A 16,732-nucleotide genomic window follows, 5' to 3' on the forward strand; every position below is an offset into this window, starting at 1 on the left:
GCTAGACGAACGCGTCCGGATAAGACGCCATCGGTAGCGATCGCAACGGCGGCGCCGCCTGCGCGAGTATCTGCGTCACGCCGGCAACGCCAGGCCGGAAGCGACGCTCGGCCTCCAACGTTGATCGCCCGATGTCACCACCGACGCGGCCCTGCGAATCGGCCGCGCCGGAGGGTGTTGGCATGTCCAAGCCAATGGGCGAGATCCTGGTCGACCGAGGCATCCTGAGCGACACGCAGCGCGACCAGGTGCTGCAGGCCCAGCGTGGCACGAATCGCCCGTTCGGCGAACTCGCCGAGAAGATGTTCGGCGTGCGCCAACAAGAGATCGAGACGGTCTGGGCCGAGCAGTACGGCGCCATCGCCGAGTGGCTCGACCCCGCACTCGTGGACATTCCTGACCACGTCCTGTGCGTGCTCTCCGGACGCCAGGCTGCGCAGTTCGCGCTCATCCCGATCCGCTACGACGGCCGGTCGCTCGTCCTGGTCACCACACGCGAGCAGCTGCCCCGAGCGCTGCGGTTCGCCTCGTCGACGTTCGGCGCCGAGTGCACGCTGGCGCTCTGCGAGACCGACCAGCTCGGCGAGGGCCTGCGCCGCCACTATGAGGTCGACGCCGAATCCTGGAAGTCGCTGATGCGGCAGGCTGGATCGGGCGAGGCGGCGTGATCAGTCGTCGCGCGCGATCGTCGTGATCGGCGGCTCGATCGGCAGGATCTTCACCAAGTCCATGTACGCCTCGTGGTGCGCCTGCACCTCGGTGAGCGAATCGCCCCCGGTCTTGTCGAGGAACGCGCGGGCGATCTCGAAGGCGACGACGTTCTCCATCACGACGCTGGCGGCCGAGACGGCGCACACGTCGCTGCGCTCGTAGTCGCTCTGCTGGGCTTCCTTGGTGTTCAGGTCGATGGACGGCATGCCGCGCAGGAGCGTGGAGATCGGCTTCATCGCACCCGTCACGACCACCGGCTGGCCGTTGGTCATGCCGCCCTCGATTCCGCCCGCGTTGTTCGTGTCTCGCACGAAACCCAGCGAGGGCCCGTCGGCCTTCGACCGGTCGAAGCGGATCGGGTCGTGCACCTGCGAGCCGGGCAACTCGCTTACGCGGCGGCCCATACCCATCTCGACGCTCTTGAACGCCTGGATGCCCATGACGGCGTAGGCGATCCGGGCATCGAGCTTCAGCCGCCAATCAACACAACTGCCCAGCCCCGGAGGCATGCCGAAGACGTGCACCTCGCACAGCCCGCCGGCGGTGTCCTTGTCGACCTTGGCCTGACGGATGATGTCGATCTGCAACTTCGTTGCCTCGGCATCAGGGCAATACGTCTCGCTCGCGTCGCGGGCCTCGAGCAGCGCCGCGTGATCCTCCGGTCGGATCGCCGCCTCGGTGCGCGCCGTGCCGACGCTGCGGACGAAGCCGAACACGGAGATGCCGAAGAACCCCAGCAGGCCGCGGGCGAGCGCCCCCGCCGCCACGCGCGCCGCCGTCTCGCGGGCGCTCGCGCGCTCCAGCGTTCCCCGGCAATCGGTCGTCAGCCACTTGAGCGAGCCCGCCAGGTCGGCGTGGCCGGGCCTTGGGCGATAGACCGGCGGCGTGCGCTCGGCGTCGTCCATGCGCGAGTCCTTGTTGGCCACGCGCATCGCGATGGGCGAGCCCAGCGTCGTGCCCATGCGGACGCCGCTCAAGAACTCGATGGTGTCGGTCTCGATGCGCTGCCGCCCGCCACGTCCGTAGCCGCCCTGACGCCGTGCGAGCTCTCGGTTGATCGCGTCGGTATCGATCGGCACGCCCGCGGGCATCCCCGTCACGATCGTGAGCATGCCCGGGCCGTGGCTCTCTCCGGCGGTCTGGTAGTCGAGTGTCGGCATCGAAGATGGTATGTGGGCCCTAGCCCTGCGGCGGCGCGCCGAGCACCGAGAGGATGTTGCTGCGATCGTCGGTCCAGAGTCGGAAGCCCTCGGGCGCCCGGGGCGGGCGCCACAGCGAGCGGCGGGCCAGCGGCTCGAGGTCGGCCGCATCGCGAGCGAGCATGACCCACGTGCTCGTGTACCGCCCGGTCTCCAGGCTCTCCTGCGGGTCTCGCACGTCGAAACGCATCGTGGCGAAGAGGCCGAGCTCCTCGGCCGCCCTGGCCACCACCGGCTCCAGGTCGAGGTACACGTTCGAGATGTGCACCGCCAGCACGCCGCCGTCGGACAGGTGCTCGAGGTAGCTCTCGAATGCCTCGAGCGTCAGCAGGTGCACGGGGATGGCGTCGGAGCTGAATGCGTCGAGCACGATTAGGTCGTACGGCTCGCCCTCGTGGGCCTCGAGCAGCAGCCGGCCGTCGCCGACGAAGTATTCGATGTCGTCCGCTCGGCTCTCGCTCAGGAAGGTGAAGTACCGCGGATCTGTGGCAATACGCACGACCGCGGGATCGATCTCGTAGGCGTGCATGGTCATGCCCGGTCGCCCGTACGCGGCCAGGGCGCCGGTGCCGAGACCGACGAGCGCAACGCGGTCGAGGGCGCGGTGCTGCGTCTGGGCGGCCTGGCCATCGATGAGGGCAAACACGTCGGCGATCGGGCTCAGGTCGTGGTAGTAGGCCAGGGGCACGGGCACGCCGCCGCGGTCGACGCGTTGCAGGCCGTGGGCCGTCGAACCGTGGCGGAGCTGGTGCAGCGTGGCGATCGAGCCGTCACGCCAGCGGGTTCGGATCTCCTCGACCGTGTGCACGCCGAAGAAGGTGCGTTCGATGTACACGACGTCCGCCGGCCCGCGCCAGAAGCTGGCGGTCAGCAGCACGCCGCCGACGGCGAGCGCGAACGCCGCCGCGCGCGCGTGAACGACGTACAGCGCTACGGCGGGCAAGCCCACGGCAAGCGCCCGCTCCCACCAGGCAGCCGACGAGGACAGCGGCTGGAAGCCCAGCGCCCCCAATACGACCAGGATGCACACGAACCCCGCGATGATTGCGAACCCGACCGCGATCTGCGTGGCCGGGCGATCGAGGCCCGCGTCCTTGTCCGAGGCGGTCCGTGATGGCAGCCCGGGGAGCGCCAGCATGGCCAAGGCGATCGCGATGGGGTACTCGAGCACGCGGTCGAACACCATCGGCGCGAGCAAGGCGTTGAATGCGCCGCCCAGCACCCCGCCGAGCGCCACGAGCAGGTAGAACTCGGTGAGGTGGCCCGCGTGCGGGCGCAGCGAGGCCAGCCGCTGGTGGCACAGCAGCGCGGCGAGCGTGAACGCGGCGACGTGCGCTCCGGCGACAGCGACCAGCGGCTGGCGCGCATGCAGCAGAATGGCGACCACGACGCCGACGACCGCGATGGGCGTCAGCCTGGCTACCCAGCGGTCGAGGCCGGGCCTGCGCACGCCGAAGGCAACGATGAACGTGAGCAGATAGAGCGCCAGCGGTACGACCCACAGCAGCGGCGCGGCGGCCACGTCCGTCGTCAGGTGCTGCGTCACGCCCAGCATGAGGCTCGACGGCACGAACGCGAGACCGACCCAGGCCAGTCGGCGAGGCCAGGCGATCGGCTCGACGGGCGCTTCGCTCGACTCAACCCGCGGCCCACGCGTGCGCCGAGCCGCGAACGCGCCGCCGATGCCGAGCAGCACGACGAGCGCGACGTAGCCGGCGGACCACCACGTGCGCTGCTGCTCGAGGCTCAGCAGCGGCTCGAGCACGAAGGGATAGGCGAGCAGCCCGAGCATGCTGCCCGCGTTGCTCGCGGCATACAGGGGGTAGGGGTCGGCCGCGAGCGGGTGGTCCGTTCTGGAGATCCACTTCTGCACGAGCGGCGACACCGACGACAGCACGAGATAGGGTGCGCCCACGGCCAGGGCGAGGGCGGCCATGACCCACAATGCCGGCGGGCCGTCGGGCGTGCCCGAGGGCAGCACCAATGGCAACGCAAGGACCGCCAGCGCCGCCAGCACGACGTGCACCCCGATTGCCAGACGCGGGGCCCGATGCCCGGCCAGACCCAAAAGGTGGGCCGAGAGGTAGCCCAGCAACAGCCCGGATTGAAAGAAGAGCATGGCCGCCGTCCATACCGCCGGGCTGCCGCCCAGGCGAGGCAGCAGCATGCGGGCGAGCATGGGCTGCACGCAGAAGAGCAGGGCGGCTGCTACGAAGATGGCGATGGCGTACAGCGCAAGCATGCGGGTGCAACCCCCCTCGGGGGCTGATGGTACCGCCCGAGGGCGTCTGGGCTGCCTCGCCGGACGTCCCACGATCGCGGGGGCGATTCGCGGCCCGGCCGAAACGCCGCGCCGGTGCGACCCCTATGCAGGCACGGGGAGCCCTGCGGTGTCTACGAGTGCCTTCATCCAGACGTCGTCGAAGCTCCTCGGAGCCTGGGCCGTCGTCCTCGGCATGGTCGCCGTCCTTGCATCTGCATCGCGAGCGACCGCCGGCCCGCTTCCCGAGCACTGGGTGGCCGATGGGTGCGACTGGGTCGTGCACGTCGATGCCGAGCGGCTCCGAGAGGCCGAAGCGCTCCAGCCCATCTTCGATGCGTTGGTCTCCTCGGCCTGGGGCGCGACGCTGAGCGACATGGGCATCGACGCGCGGATGGACCTGACCGACATCACGATGTTCGGCACCATCACCCGCGGGCCCGACGCGAAGGGCCAGACCACGACCATGCTCCAGGGCGGATCTGCGCTGCGCGACGCGATCCAGCAGCACGTTGCCGATCACGATGGATTTCCCTTGCTCTTGCGTCCTGCCCGTAAGACCGACGGCCGGGGAATCTCCGCGTGGACGATCGAGTCGCTTTCGGTGCACGTGGCACTCGTGCCCGTGGGATCTACCGGTTCGGGCGAGCTCGTCGCGGTGCTCTCGGACCATTCCGACCGGCTGCAGGCCTGCATCGATCTCGTCATTCGAGGCTCGCGCGAAGAGCCGCCGAGCCCAGAGAAAGCCGACGAGGTCGCGTCGGCGGGCGATGAGAGCCCGCCCGGGTGCGTCATCGTGGTGCGAGCCAACGATCTTGACTGTGCCCACCCACCGCTGAGTTCGGCATTGCTCGCGTCAGCCAGCGCGATCCACGGCTATCTGGGGTATCGCCAAGAGGCCGATCGGACCGTGGTCTTCGCCCGGCTGCGGGTCGATGGGGGCGAGCAGGCCGACGGCGATCGCATGGTCGTGTCGCTCAACAACATGGTCGAATTCTGGACGCACGGCGCCCGCCGGATGGCCGCCGAGGCCCCGGCTCTGCAGGCCATGGTCGACCTGGTCGGCTCGGGCACCGTGTCGCGCGACGGCCGGACCGTGGAGCTGGCGATGCAGAACGCGATCGCGGCGACTTCGGCCCCGCCGGAACCTGAAGAGGACGACGGCGACGAGCGACTCGCGGGCGTTTCCGACGAGCCGGAGGGCTCGATGCCCAACGACCGATAAGCCCATTCCTGGGTGGACGCCGTCGGTATGAACGGAAATTTAAGGATAACCCCAAGCATGCAACCGCTTGGGATTTTGGCACGGATGCGTTAACCTGATGGCAATGTCCGCGTCCGTTGCTGGCCCCATTCCGTTCGAAGCCCCGCTGCACGGGCGGCCCGGCGTACCGGTCGACAACCTGAGCGATCAGGAGCTGTCTGAACTGGCCAAGGAAGGGTCGGTCGCTGCGTACAACGTGCTCGTGACCCGCTATCAGGACCGCGTCTATCGCTTCCTGCTCCGGCGGACGGGCTCGTCGGCCGAGGCCGAGGACGTCGCCCAGGACACGTTCCTGCGTGCCTGGCAGAAGCTGCACACCTACGAGCCCGAGCGCCCGCTGGCGCCGTGGCTGCTGACGATCGCCGCTCGGTTGGCCGCGTCGGCGGCTCGACGCCGCGCCCGCGTGCGCGTCGCGCCCGAGTCGGCCATCGGCTACGTCGATGCCGCGGCTCCGAGCCTCGAGCCGGCCAATCCCGACGCGGGTCACGATCGCAAGCGGATCTGGAAGATCGCCGAATCGGTGCTGAATCGCGACCAGCTCACGGCCGTGTGGCTCCGGTACGTCGAGGGCCTGAGCCCCGCACAGATCGCCCGCGTGATGGACAAGTCGGGCGTGGCGGTCCGGGTCATGCTGCTGCGTTCGCGGAACGTCTTGGGCGAGGCCCTCCGTGAGCGTGCGGTCGACATCGCGTCGCCCCATAAGGACATTCCCGCAAAGAATTCGCACTGAATCGTGGGAGCGTCGCGGAAACTCCGATTCAGGAGGAACCCGCGTTACGCTCGACCCCGATGGAGCGAATACTGAGCAGGAGTAGCATCGATCTCGTGAGCCGCCCGAAGCACCATTCCGCATCTCCCAGCCGTCACCGGCACAAGGCCGTGAGCCGTCGGATCGAGTCGCTGCTGCGCGACCCGAAGGGCTGGCCCAGCGAGAAGGCGCCGCTGCGGGTGCGGGCCGGAGTGATGTCGAACCTGGCCGCCCAGCGGCAGGCCGATGCCCGGGGCGAACGCGTCACGATGTACCGCGATGGTCGGTGGTCGAACCGCAAGCTCGAATTCTCGCTGCGTCCGCCGCTGGCTGCCGCCGCGGTCATCGCGATGATCGTGTCGGCCGCCGTGCACTTCATGGGCGGCACCGAAGCATGGCAGCCGTGGGCCGACGGCCTCGCGAATCGCTTCTACGAAGTTGATGGCGGCAACGCACGGTTCAACGGTTCTTCGTTTGCCAACGCAGGCGATCAGGCTCCGAGCATGCTGCCCGGACAGGACGAGGCCGCCGCGCTCCGCTCGGACGTGGATCGCTTCCGCGCGCACCTGACCGGCAGGATCCCGATGCGCGAGACCGAGACGAGGCCGTCGCGTGACTCGCGTCGCGAACCCCCACCGCCGAGCCGGCGAAACGGCCCCGATCCCGCGTCGTCCTGACGCGTCCTCAAACTCAATCGAGTTCGACGGCTCCGACCAGTTCGGTGAGCTTGATGGCGCCCATGCGCTCGGTCCAGCGCTGCAGGCCCTTGTAGATGCGAGCCGGGCAGCTCGGATCGGCCATCGCGCCCGTGCCGACGCCAACGGCCGAGGCACCGGCGAGCACGAACTCGGCGGCCTCGCGCCAATTCGTGACGCCGCCCAGCCCGATGATGGGCACGCCCTCGTCTCTGGCGATGGACCGGTAGGCGTCGTGGATGAGCTTGACGACGATGGCGTGCACCGCGGGCCCCGACAGCCCGCCGGTGGTGTTCGTGATGCGCGGCCTGCGCGTTTGCACGTCGATCGCCATCGCTGGGGTCGTGTTCGCAAGGCACAGCACGTCGGCACCCGGGCGTTCATTCGGCCCTCCGGGTCGGCCGAGGGCCTCGATCGCTGACCTCGCGACGGCCACGATGCCCGGCATGCCGGCGGCGATCGGCGGCAGCTTAACGATGAGCGGCTTGCTGGGCAGCGCGGCGCGTGCGGCGGCGACGAGGTCGGACAGCGCTGCCGGATCGACGCCGAAGTCGGCGCCGCCGTGCACGTTGGGGCACGAGACGTTGAGCTCGACCGCGTCGACGCCGTCGAGCCCGTCCATCTCGGCGACGACGCGGACGTATCCGTCGATGGTGTCGCCGGCGACCGAGCCGATGAGCCGGACGTCGTTTCGCGCGAGCTTGTGGCTGGGCGCGACGTGCTCGGCAAACCGATCGATGCCGGTGTTGGCCAGCCCGATGGCGTTGAGCATGCCGCCACGCAGGGGCACCATGCGCCACGTCGGGTGGCCCTCGCGCGGCTGGGCGGTGATCGACTTGCTGGTGACAGCGCCCAAGACCCGTGACGGCAGCACGTCGAGGATCTCGTCGGCATAGCCGGCGGTGCCCGCGGCGAGGATGATGGGGCTCTGGAGTTCGAGGCCGGCTAGGTCGACGGCCATGGGCCCCTTGGGCGGTGGCCCCTGGGGCGCTGGCTCGGGCTGACGCGTCGATTCGGATGGGTCGGGCACGTTCAAGTGTTCGCACCCGGGGGCATCGCGGCTACCGCGCTCGGCTGGGCGTCAGGAACGATCGACTCCGGTGCGACGGAAGCCGGTGAGCAGGCCGGGCCGGGCCGAACGCTGGGCCTCGGGCTCGCGGTCGAAGCTCGCGCTGGGCAGGGCCTCGATGGCCTCGGCCGCCGTGTCGAAGCCGTTGATCGGATCGAGCCCCTGGGCAAAGAACTCGTCCCACGCCGGGTCGAGCCGACGCACGAGCTTGCTGGCGGGCAGGCCCACGGTTGCGGCGTCGTGACCGGTGAGACAGGTAAAACCCAGCTCGACGACGCTGCGGATCTCGTCGCGCTGCATCTCGGTCGAAAAGCCGCGAAGCCCCTCGAGCGTGCGCGCGACGCCGAGCATCTCGATGGTGGCGCTGCCCCGGCGGTCGACCAGGACGTCGCGGGCCCGGACGGTGCCGTGGTGCACGAGCTTCTCGTGGGCGGCGTCGAGGCCGTCGAGGACCTGACGCAGCAGGCGATCGGTCTCGCCCGGTTCCATGTGGCCGCCCTTTTCGGCGAGCAGCGAGTCGAGGTCGATCAGGCCGTCCTGGTGCCCGGTGTAGGGCGTGACGGCGCAGGGCTGGTGGACGATGCCCAGCAGCAGCTTCTGGACCGGCAGCACGTGCCGGTTGTCGATCATGCGGATGTTGTCGACCGCGCGCCGCAGCACCGCCACCTGGGCGTCGTCGGGTCGGATCGGAAACAGGTGCAGGACCTTCGCGTCGCGACCGCCGGGCTCCATCGCGAGTAGGCGTCGGGCGATCGGCGATTCGGGGAGTTCGCGCGTGATGGTGTAGTCACCGAATCGCACGCGAGGCTGGGTTTCGCCCATCAGTGGGGATCCTCTGTTGGCACGACGCGTCGAACGACGCAGCCGGGCCCGGACTCCGAGCTAGTCTCAATGATAGCTCGCGGGCTAGGTCGGCAATTCCGGCGCGGGATCACCACAAACGGTCCGCATAACCGTTCTTACCTACCATACATTTCCTGTACGGCCGGCAGCAGGTCGTCCCGGAGCGTCTCGGCGAAGTCGCGGTGGGTCTGGACGCCCAGGTCTCGCGCCGCGGCCGAGCGATCCACGTCGCCGGGCCAGCTCGCGACGATGCGGGCCCGGCCGGGGTGGATGTCGTACCGCGGGCGGAAGCCCGGGAAGTGGGCGGCGATGGCGACGGCGATCTCCCCAGCCGTGGGCGCGAAGCTCGCGACGTTGTAGACCCTGCGCGACAGGCCGTCGGCTCGGGCCAGGGCGAGGGTCGCGTCGACGGCGTCGGCCATGAGCATGAACGGCAGCCTGGCGTGCTCGGGCACGAAGCAGACGGCCTCGTCGCCCTTGGCCGCGGCGTGGAGCATCAGGGGGCCGTAGTCGCTCGTGCCGCCGCTGGGCGCCGTGTGCGGACTGATCAGGCCTGGGTATCGCACGCAGCGGAAGTCGATGGTCGCGGGCGCGTCGCCGCGATCGAGCAACTGGAAGTGCTCGGCGTAGTAGCGGCCCAGGTGCTCGCAGCACAGCTTGTTGACGCCGTACATGGTGATGGGGTTGAGGTAGTCGTCTTCGGCGACGGCGCCGGCTCGCTGCTTCTCGGCCTCGCTGGGCAAGCCGTACACGGCGATGGAACTGGGGTAGATGAACCTCACCGGGCGCGTCGTGGCGCGAGCCTGCTCGGCGAGCAGCCGCAGGAGGTTCATGGTGCCCTGGGTGTTCACCTCGTGGGCGAGGGAAGGGTTGCGCTCGCCCGTCGAGCTGAGCAGCGCGGCGAGGTGGTAGACCTCGGTGATCTCGTAGTGGGCGAGGATGGAAGCGATGGCGAAGGGATCGCGCACGTCGCCGGTGAAGACGGCGTGGCATCGGCTGGCGAGTTCGTCGTGGATGGGGCGCAGGTCGAAGGCGACGATGGGCGTGTCGGTCGACTCGCTGAGGCGGTGGATGAGGCCGTGGCCGACCTCGCCGCCCGCGCCGGTGAGCAGGATCGCCTGCCGCCGGGGTGCGCCGTGGGCGACGGCGGACTCGAGGCCCGCGGTGGGCTCCAGGGCGGTCGGGGACAGCCGGATGTCGGGGTTCTCGCTCACGGCGCAGGATAGGGGCGTGTCGCCCTTGGTGCGGTATCATCGCGGCATGGCCATCGCCGTCATCGCGATCGTCTTCGGGTATGCGGGCCTTGGCCTGCTGGTGGCGATCCCGATGTGCCTCGTAGGGCTCGGCCGGCTCGACCCGGCGGCGGCCGCGGGCACGTGGGGCTTCCGCGTGCTTTCCATCCCGGGCGTGATGGTGCTCTGGCCGGTCGTGCTCGGGCGGTGGCTGAAGCGGGGCAAGGCGTGAAGGCCGGGCATCGGCGCATGCACGTGGTGATGTGGGTGCTCGTGCTCGTTGGCACGCTGGCGATCATCGTTGCCGGCGCGATGAAGCGCTCGGGTGACGTCGAGCCGGGGCCGAGCGTCTCGGCGGAGCCGGCGCCGTGAGCGTGCAGTACCGGGCCGTGAATTGGACGCGGCACAAGGTCGTGTACGACCTGGTGCTCGCGGGCGCGTGCGTCGCGTTCGTCGGCGTGTTCATGGTGATGAGCATGGTGGTGCACCCGCCGCCGAACGAGGTGTCGCCGCCGATCCTGGTGATGCGGGCGCTCGGGACGCTGGCGATCGTGCTGCTGCACGTGGTGCTGGCGATCGGACCGCTGGCGAGGCTCTGGCCACGCACGACGTTCCTGCTGGCAAACCGCCGGCACCTGGGCGTCGCGACGTTCCTGGTGGCCGGGCTGCATGCGTTCGTGGTGTACGGGTTCTACGGCGGCTTCGGCGTCGAGAACCCGGTGCTCGCGGTGCTCGTACGGCCCGACGGGAGCGTGGGCTTCGAGTTCGTCGGTTTTCTCGCGCTGCTCGTGCTGCTGGTGATGGCGGCGACGAGCCACGACTTCTGGCTGGCGCTCCTCGGGCACGGCGTGTGGAAGGCGATGCACATGGCCGTGTACGTGGCGTATGCGCTGGTGGTCGCGCACGTGGTGTTCGGCGTGCTGCGGAGCGAGAAGTCGCTCGTGTTTCCTTTGCTGCTCCTTGGTGGTGCGTTGGTGCTCGGTGGCTTGCACCTGGTTGCCGGGGGCCGCGAGTGGCGGCGCGATGCGGCATCGTCGGACGAATCTGAGGATGGCTGGATCGACGTCGGCGATCCGCACGAGATTCCCGACAAGCGGGCGCGCGTCGTGTGCCTGGGGTCGGGCAATCGCGTGGCGGTGTTCCGGGATGGCGATCGGCTGTCGGCCCTGAGCAACGTGTGTGCGCACCAGGGGGGGCCGCTGGGCGAGGGCGAGATCCTCGACGGCTGCGCGACCTGCCCGTGGCACGGGTACCAGTACCACACGGAGAACGGCCAGAGCCCGCCGCCCTACACCGAGAAGATTCCGACGTACGAGCTGCGCGTGCGCGGCGGGCGCGTGGAGGTGAACCCCAGGCCGAACGAGCCCGGCACGCCGACCACGCCGGTAAGCATCACCGAAGGGGGTGCGTCGTGAGCGGTCGGCCGGGCATCTACGTGATCTATCGGCCGCTGCCGGCGGCCATGCTGACGCTCGTGCTGGCGGCCGTCGGTGCGCTGGCGGGGCTGATGCTGGGCACCGCCGCGGCGGCCGCGCTGGGCCAGCGCGATCCAGGAACGGGCGTGTGGGATACGTCGAGCGCCATCACGCTCTCGGGCACGATCGTGGCCGAGCCGTATCCGATGCTGCTGCCTGACGATGGCGCGGCCGGCGTGCTGCTGGTGGGCGTGGGCAAGGTCGGCCCGCCGCAGGAGGTGCTCGATCTGATTGGCAGCAGCGCGAGCGTCACGGGCTATCGCCTGGAGCGCGACGGCATGCGAATGCTCGAGGTGCAGTCGACGAGCGCGGGCGAGGGCTCGGGCGGGCCGATTGCACGGACTCCCGCGGATCGTGGCGAGCATGCGATTGCAACCGAGATTCTCGACAGCAAGTGCTACCTGGGCGCGATGAAGCCCGGCAGCGGCGAGGGCCACCAGGCATGCGCGATCCTCTGCGTGCGCGGCGGCATCCCGCCCATGATCTCGTGGAGCGATGCGGCGGGCGTCAGGCATTATGCGCTACTGACGACCGCCGGCGGCGAGCCCATGCGCGACGAGGACACGAGCCTGATCGCCGAGCCCGTGGTCGTCACGGGGACGCTCACGGCCCGGGATGGCTGGCTGTGGATGGCGGCCGACCGGATCGAGCGGTAAGGCGCAGGCGGGACGACTCGTCGGTCATTCGTCCTTGCCGCCCTGGCCGAGCCCGAAGGCCGAGCCGACGGCGAGCAGGATCCAGATGGCGTCGTAGCCGCTGAGGAAGTTTTCGCCGCTCATGCTGGCGTACTCCTCTTCGACCATCGCGACGTTGGTCTCGTGCTGCTCTCGGTAGGCCTTGCGAACGGCTTGCTGGTGTTCGGGCGTCTGGTCGTCCCAGTATTCGAGGGTGGCGGCCCAGAGGTCGGGCGGGTAATCAGCTTCGCGCCAGCGGAAGTACTGGCCTTCGGGCAGCTCGGGCCAGTCGATGTCGTAGCCCTCGTCTTCCCAATGCTCGACGACCTGGTCGGCGACGTAGCACATGAGGATCTCGTTGGAGAACTGCGAGGCTACGGCAAGATCGCGATCGTCTTGGTAGATCAGTTCGATGACGGCGAGCTTTCCTGCGGCAACAGCCGCGATCGCGACGACCGCCGCGACGATGCCCGAGCCGGTGCTTGCCCCGCCTCCGACGAGGTTGGCCCCCACCATGGCTCCGGCCCCGGCGAGCACGCCGACGCCCCAGGCGATCCAGCCGATCTCGGCCCCGGTGTAGAACCCGACGACCGCCCAGATCGCTGCCCCGACCGCACCGCCGATGAGGGCCCCGATGAATGCACCAACCATGCCGCCCGCTCCCATCTTCACAATGCGCCGAGTGGGCGCTGCCCCAGAGACCCCATGCGGCGGGCTCGCCGACCGCTGCACGCACAATCTAACGAAATTGGGCTCGCAAAGCAAGCCCAATTTCATGGATCACCAGAACAAGGGAAGGGACGTTGCCGATCAGCCCCCGCAGCCCGCGTCGAAGGCGTTCTGGAACGCGAGGAAGTCGAAGATGGTGAGCGAGCCGTCGCCGTCGAAGTCCGCCGCGAGGTCGCCCGCGTCGAACAGGTTCTGGAAGCCCAGGAAGTCGAAGATCGTGAGCAGGCAGTCGCCGTCGATGTCCGGGCGGCATCCGCTGACGGTCAGTGCATAGAGAGCGCCGGTATTGGGCGTGCCCGGGACCGGATCTCCGCTGTTGGCCGAGGGCGCACCCGCGAGCACGCGCAGTCCGCTCGGGCTTTGGTACAACGCCGAGGACGTACCGAATCGGGCGAACGGGATTGCGTCGGCTGGTCGAATGATCGAGGTCTGTACCGGGTTGGCCGGGTCGCTGATGTCAAACGCGTAGGCCGTGCCAGCGAGCGTGGTCTCGCCGGAGCTGGCACCCACGAGCAGTAGGTCCTCGGTCAGCGAGACCGAGATGCCGAAGCCGCCGACCCCGATGGGATCGGTCGGAAGGACCTTCGACAATTGGACCGGGTTGGCCCGATCGCTCACGTCATAGAGGTAGACCGAACCGGTACTGCCGTCGGGGTTGCTGGTGTCCGAGGCGATGGCGGCCAGGGCGACGTCGCCTTCGATCAACAAATCGACGACGAAGCCGAAGTTGTTGCCGGTCGTCGCATCGGCGGGCACGATCTTGGCGGTCTCGAGGCCCGTCTCGATGTTGAAGAGGTACGCCGACCCCGAACTCGCGCCCATGTCGTCGTTGCCGATCGCGCCGATGAGCGCGTAGCCCACTTCGCCGGCCGTCACGCCGCCGCCATCGATCGCGACCGAGCTGCCAAAGCGGTCGACGGCGGCCGCATCGGACGCGGTCAGCTTGAACCGCTCGACCGCATCCAAGCCAACGATCTCAAAGACGTACACCGCGCCGGTGGAACTGCTCTTATCCGATGCACCGACAACCGCGCGATCGAAGTCGATGTCGACGGCGCCGCCGAAGAGGTCGAGGCCCCTGCCATCGCTAGCGGTCAGCTTGTCGATCTGGGCGCCCGTGGAGCGAAGGAAGAGGTAGGCGGCACCAGCGGCCGGACCCAGTTCGTTCTCGAACGGCGCGCCGACGAGCGCGAGGGCGTTGTCGGCGGCCACGTCCGCACCGAATCGGTCGGCATTTTCGCCGTCGTTCGGCGCGAGCGTGAACTGGAGCTGGGGCACGGTGGGGTTGATCGCGTAGATGAAGGCCCGGCCCGCGCCATCGGCGCCACCGATTGGTGCTCCAACGACGCCGAAGCCGGCGGCCGCGGCATCGAACGACGCCCCGAAGTCATCATCGGTGGCGACGGAGGCCGGCGTAACCTTGGCGTCCTCGCTGCTGCACTGGGTCTGGGCTTGGGCGAAAGCGGCAAGGCCGGCTGTGGTGGCGAGGCTGGCGGCGATTCTGGCGTAACGCATTGGCTCTCTCCTGTGTGTTGGTTCACTCTCCGGGCGAGTTTGTAAGCCGATGCGGGAAACCGGGCAAGACGGCGCAGCGATTTGACCGCCATTTCTACGTAGTCGCTATGCCAGCCTCGCCTCACTTGCCCAGCTTGCTGGAGCGACGGGCGGTCCGCGACCGATTCGAGGAGCTATCCTGCAGCGCCCGGAAGCACGCAACCGGCCCGGCCGGGCCTATGCCATCATGGAGGGGCATGTTGGCGACGAAGAAGACTCCCAGCAAGCCAGCCAGCAGGTCTCGCGCCACTGCCGAAACCATGGCGGGCAAGCAGCGCGACATCTCCGTCAGCGAGTTCTTCGCCAAGAACCGCCACCTGCTGGGCTTCGACAACCCGCGCAAGGCGCTGCTGACCACCGTCAAGGAGGCCGTGGATAACGCGCTGGACGCCTGCGAAGAAGCGGGCATCCTGCCGGACATCGAGGTCCTCATCGAGGAGCTTTCGGCCCCACCGAGCACGAGCAAGCCCGGGCGGTATGCCGTCACCATCACCGACAACGGGCCGGGCATCGTCCGCAAGCAGGTCGAGAACATCTTCGGCCGGCTGCTCTACGGCAGCAAGTTCCACCGCATGAAGATGAGTCGCGGCCAGCAGGGCATCGGCATCTCGGCGGCGGGCATGTATGGGTTGATGACGACGGGCAAGCCCATGGTCATCACGACCAAGCCGGGCAAGCGCAAGGCGGCACACCACCTCGAGCTGGCGATGGACACCACGAAGAACAAGCCCGAGGTGACCATCGACGTCGAGACGGATGACTTCCCCGAGACGTCGAGCGGCACAGGCACGCGCGTCCGCATCGAGATGGAGGCCCGCTACCAGCGCGGCAAGACCAGCGTCGAGGCGTACCTCGAGCAGACGGCCATCGCGAACCCGCACGCGCAGATCACGTTCATCCCGCCCGAGAAGGCGGCGGGCGGGCCGGCGCTCGAGGTTGACGACGTCTCGACCGAGCTTAGCCACACCACCGAGCTTGCCGATCGGTACGTTTTCCCGCGGGCCGTCGAGGAACTGCCGCCCGAGACCGAGGAGATCAAGCCTCACCCGTATGGCGTTGAGCTCGGCAACTTCTTGCGGATGCTCAAGAGCACGAACGAGAAGCAGCTGACCGGCTTCTTCAAGAACGAGTTCAGCCGCGTGCCGCCGGCCATCGTGAAGGACGTCACGGCCAAGGCAACGACCAAGGGCAAGACGCTCACCGGGCAGACGTACGTCAAGACCGTCGACCACGACGCGGCCGAGCGGTTGTACCGGGCGCTGCAGGACAGCAAGCTGCGGGCGCCGCCGACGGACTGCCTCGCGCCCATCGGCGTGCGGCAGATGCTCAGCGGGCTGCTCAAGGGCGTGAAGGCCGAGTTTTACGCGGCGAGCACCCGCGACCCGGCGGTGTACCGCGGCAACCCGTTCCAGATCGAGGCGGCGATCGCGTTCGGGGGCGACCTGCCGGGCGACGAGCCGGCCCGCGTCATCCGCTTTGCCAACCGCGTGCCGCTGCTGTATCAGCAGAGCGCATGCTGCTCGTTCAAGGCCGTCGTCGAGACGGGCTGGAAGAACTACAGCCTCAGCCAGCCGCGCGGGGCGCTGCCGGTGGGCCCGATGGTCATCATGGTGCACATGGCCAGCGTGTGGGTGCCCTTCACGAGCGAGAGCAAGGAGGCGATCGCCGACTACGACGAGATCCGTAAGGAGATGCGGCTGGCGCTGCAGGAGTGCGGGCGGAAGCTGGGGACGTACCTCCGCCGCCGGCAGAAGATGCGGCGCGAGGGCCAACGGCGCGACGTGTTCGCGCGATACATCGCCGAGATCGCGCGCTCGACGTCGGCCCTCACGGGCGAGGACGAGGGCGCGTTGCTCGACGCATTGCTGAAGCAAGCCCAGGCCCGGACGGCCATCGCCGACGCCGAGCTCGACGAGGACGGCAACTTCGTGAAGAAGGACAAGGGTGCCTCGGACGACGACGGCGTGATCATCGTCGACAGCGAGTCGAGGCCGTCGCAGGTGGAAGCGAAGTCGAACGGCCAAGCAACGAAAGCCGCCGAGTCCGACGCGGGCCGCGGGCTCTTCGGAGGTGATGAGGAGAGCGTGCCGGTGCGGCGGAAGAAGAACGGGAAGAAGACGGGCAAGAAGGTCGGGAAGAAAACAAGTGTGAGCCGGAAGTGAGCGTTCCAACGGATGATCTGCGGGACTCCGGCGGTTGGTACTCCTGTTCTCAGGCGTACCTTCATCTGCGGTTCGGCGTCGATGTTTGGGAGCACCCATATGGCATTGGGTCCTGCG

Annotated in this window: 17 protein-coding genes; 9 read left to right on the forward strand and 8 right to left on the reverse strand. The window is 68.8% G+C overall.

Features of this window, described 5'->3' with window-relative positions; all coding sequences use genetic code 11:
- Position 1: 1 nt before the first annotated feature.
- Complete coding sequence (locus tag RIA68_07380; GenBank protein ID MEQ8317261.1) at positions 2 to 184, reverse strand: hypothetical protein; 183 nt, start codon at positions 182 to 184, stop codon at positions 2 to 4.
- Between RIA68_07380 and RIA68_07385 the strand changes: the two genes are divergently transcribed.
- Positions 183 to 668, forward strand: a complete 486-nt coding sequence (locus RIA68_07385; GenBank protein MEQ8317262.1) for a hypothetical protein — start codon at positions 183 to 185, stop codon at positions 666 to 668. The genes RIA68_07380 and RIA68_07385 overlap by 2 nt on opposite strands.
- Here RIA68_07385 and aroC read toward each other — a convergent pair whose 3' ends face one another.
- Together aroC and RIA68_07395 are read right to left on the reverse strand one after the other, a co-directional pair.
- Complete coding sequence (aroC, locus tag RIA68_07390) at positions 669 to 1,871, reverse strand: chorismate synthase (GenBank protein ID MEQ8317263.1); 1,203 nt, start codon at positions 1,869 to 1,871, stop codon at positions 669 to 671.
- A 19-nt stretch (positions 1,872 to 1,890) separates the two neighbouring features.
- The gene (locus RIA68_07395) at positions 1,891 to 4,152 is read right to left on the reverse strand and encodes a fused MFS/spermidine synthase (GenBank protein MEQ8317264.1); all 2,262 of its coding nucleotides are present in this window, start codon (positions 4,150 to 4,152) and stop codon (positions 1,891 to 1,893) included.
- A gap of 148 nt (positions 4,153 to 4,300) precedes the next feature.
- On the opposite strand from RIA68_07395, the gene RIA68_07400 reads away from it, so the two are divergent.
- The 3 genes from RIA68_07400 to RIA68_07410 all read left to right on the forward strand — a co-directional run bounded on the left by RIA68_07400 (position 4,301) and on the right by RIA68_07410 (position 6,859).
- Positions 4,301 to 5,395, forward strand: coding sequence for a hypothetical protein (locus RIA68_07400; GenBank protein MEQ8317265.1), 1,095 nt, complete (start codon positions 4,301 to 4,303; stop codon positions 5,393 to 5,395).
- A gap of 103 nt (positions 5,396 to 5,498) precedes the next feature.
- A complete protein-coding gene (locus tag RIA68_07405) occupies positions 5,499 to 6,164 on the forward strand; it encodes an RNA polymerase sigma factor (GenBank protein ID MEQ8317266.1) in 666 nt (221 codons plus the stop codon).
- A 95-nt stretch (positions 6,165 to 6,259) separates the two neighbouring features.
- Positions 6,260 to 6,859 carry a hypothetical protein gene (locus RIA68_07410; protein MEQ8317267.1) on the forward strand — a complete coding sequence of 200 codons (600 nt, stop codon included), beginning with the start codon at positions 6,260 to 6,262 and terminating at the stop codon, positions 6,857 to 6,859.
- Between the two features lie 13 nt (positions 6,860 to 6,872).
- On the opposite strand, the gene RIA68_07415 is transcribed toward RIA68_07410, so the two are convergent.
- The 3 genes from RIA68_07415 to RIA68_07425 form a co-directional block, all read right to left on the reverse strand.
- Positions 6,873 to 7,907: a dihydroorotate dehydrogenase gene (locus RIA68_07415; protein MEQ8317268.1), complete on the reverse strand. Its 1,035-nt coding sequence runs from the start codon at positions 7,905 to 7,907 to the stop codon at positions 6,873 to 6,875.
- 51 nt (positions 7,908 to 7,958) lie between these two features.
- Positions 7,959 to 8,768 (reverse strand): hypothetical protein, encoded by an 810-nt coding sequence (locus tag RIA68_07420; protein MEQ8317269.1) that lies wholly within the window; start codon positions 8,766 to 8,768, stop codon positions 7,959 to 7,961.
- 137 nt (positions 8,769 to 8,905) lie between these two features.
- Entirely contained in the window at positions 8,906 to 10,003 is a 1,098-nt protein-coding gene (locus RIA68_07425) for an NAD-dependent epimerase/dehydratase family protein (GenBank protein ID MEQ8317270.1), read from the reverse strand.
- A 46-nt stretch (positions 10,004 to 10,049) separates the two neighbouring features.
- Here RIA68_07425 and RIA68_07430 point away from each other — a divergent pair, with 46 nt between their 5' ends.
- Genes RIA68_07430 through RIA68_07445 form a run of 4 tightly spaced genes read left to right on the forward strand, consistent with a single transcriptional unit; the run spans position 10,050 to position 12,152 of the window.
- Complete coding sequence (locus tag RIA68_07430; protein MEQ8317271.1) at positions 10,050 to 10,253, forward strand: hypothetical protein; 204 nt, start codon at positions 10,050 to 10,052, stop codon at positions 10,251 to 10,253.
- A 17-nt stretch (positions 10,254 to 10,270) separates the two neighbouring features.
- Positions 10,271 to 10,393: a hypothetical protein gene (locus RIA68_07435; protein ID MEQ8317272.1), complete on the forward strand. Its 123-nt coding sequence runs from the start codon at positions 10,271 to 10,273 to the stop codon at positions 10,391 to 10,393.
- Positions 10,390 to 11,436 (forward strand): ferric reductase-like transmembrane domain-containing protein, encoded by a 1,047-nt coding sequence (locus tag RIA68_07440; GenBank protein MEQ8317273.1) that lies wholly within the window; start codon positions 10,390 to 10,392, stop codon positions 11,434 to 11,436. Before RIA68_07435 ends, RIA68_07440 begins: the two co-directional genes overlap by 4 nt.
- Positions 11,433 to 12,152 carry a hypothetical protein gene (locus RIA68_07445; GenBank protein MEQ8317274.1) on the forward strand — a complete coding sequence of 240 codons (720 nt, stop codon included), beginning with the start codon at positions 11,433 to 11,435 and terminating at the stop codon, positions 12,150 to 12,152. The genes RIA68_07440 and RIA68_07445 overlap by 4 nt, the downstream gene beginning before the upstream one ends.
- A 24-nt stretch (positions 12,153 to 12,176) precedes the next feature.
- Here the strand turns inward: RIA68_07445 and RIA68_07450 are convergent, their stop codons facing one another.
- Together RIA68_07450 and RIA68_07455 are read right to left on the reverse strand one after the other, a co-directional pair.
- Positions 12,177 to 12,821, reverse strand: coding sequence for a hypothetical protein (locus RIA68_07450; GenBank protein ID MEQ8317275.1), 645 nt, complete (start codon positions 12,819 to 12,821; stop codon positions 12,177 to 12,179).
- Positions 12,822 to 12,980: 159 nt separating this feature from the next.
- Positions 12,981 to 14,414 (reverse strand): FG-GAP repeat protein, encoded by a 1,434-nt coding sequence (locus RIA68_07455; protein MEQ8317276.1) that lies wholly within the window; start codon positions 14,412 to 14,414, stop codon positions 12,981 to 12,983.
- Positions 14,415 to 14,650: 236 nt separating this feature from the next.
- On the opposite strand from RIA68_07455, the gene RIA68_07460 reads away from it, so the two are divergent.
- Positions 14,651 to 16,615, forward strand: coding sequence for a DNA topoisomerase VI subunit B (locus RIA68_07460; protein ID MEQ8317277.1), 1,965 nt, complete (start codon positions 14,651 to 14,653; stop codon positions 16,613 to 16,615).
- Positions 16,616 to 16,732 lie beyond the last annotated feature (117 nt).

It is taken from the genome of Phycisphaerales bacterium, assembly GCA_040217175.1.
Taxonomy (GTDB): domain Bacteria; phylum Planctomycetota; class Phycisphaerae; order Phycisphaerales; family UBA1924; genus JAHCJI01.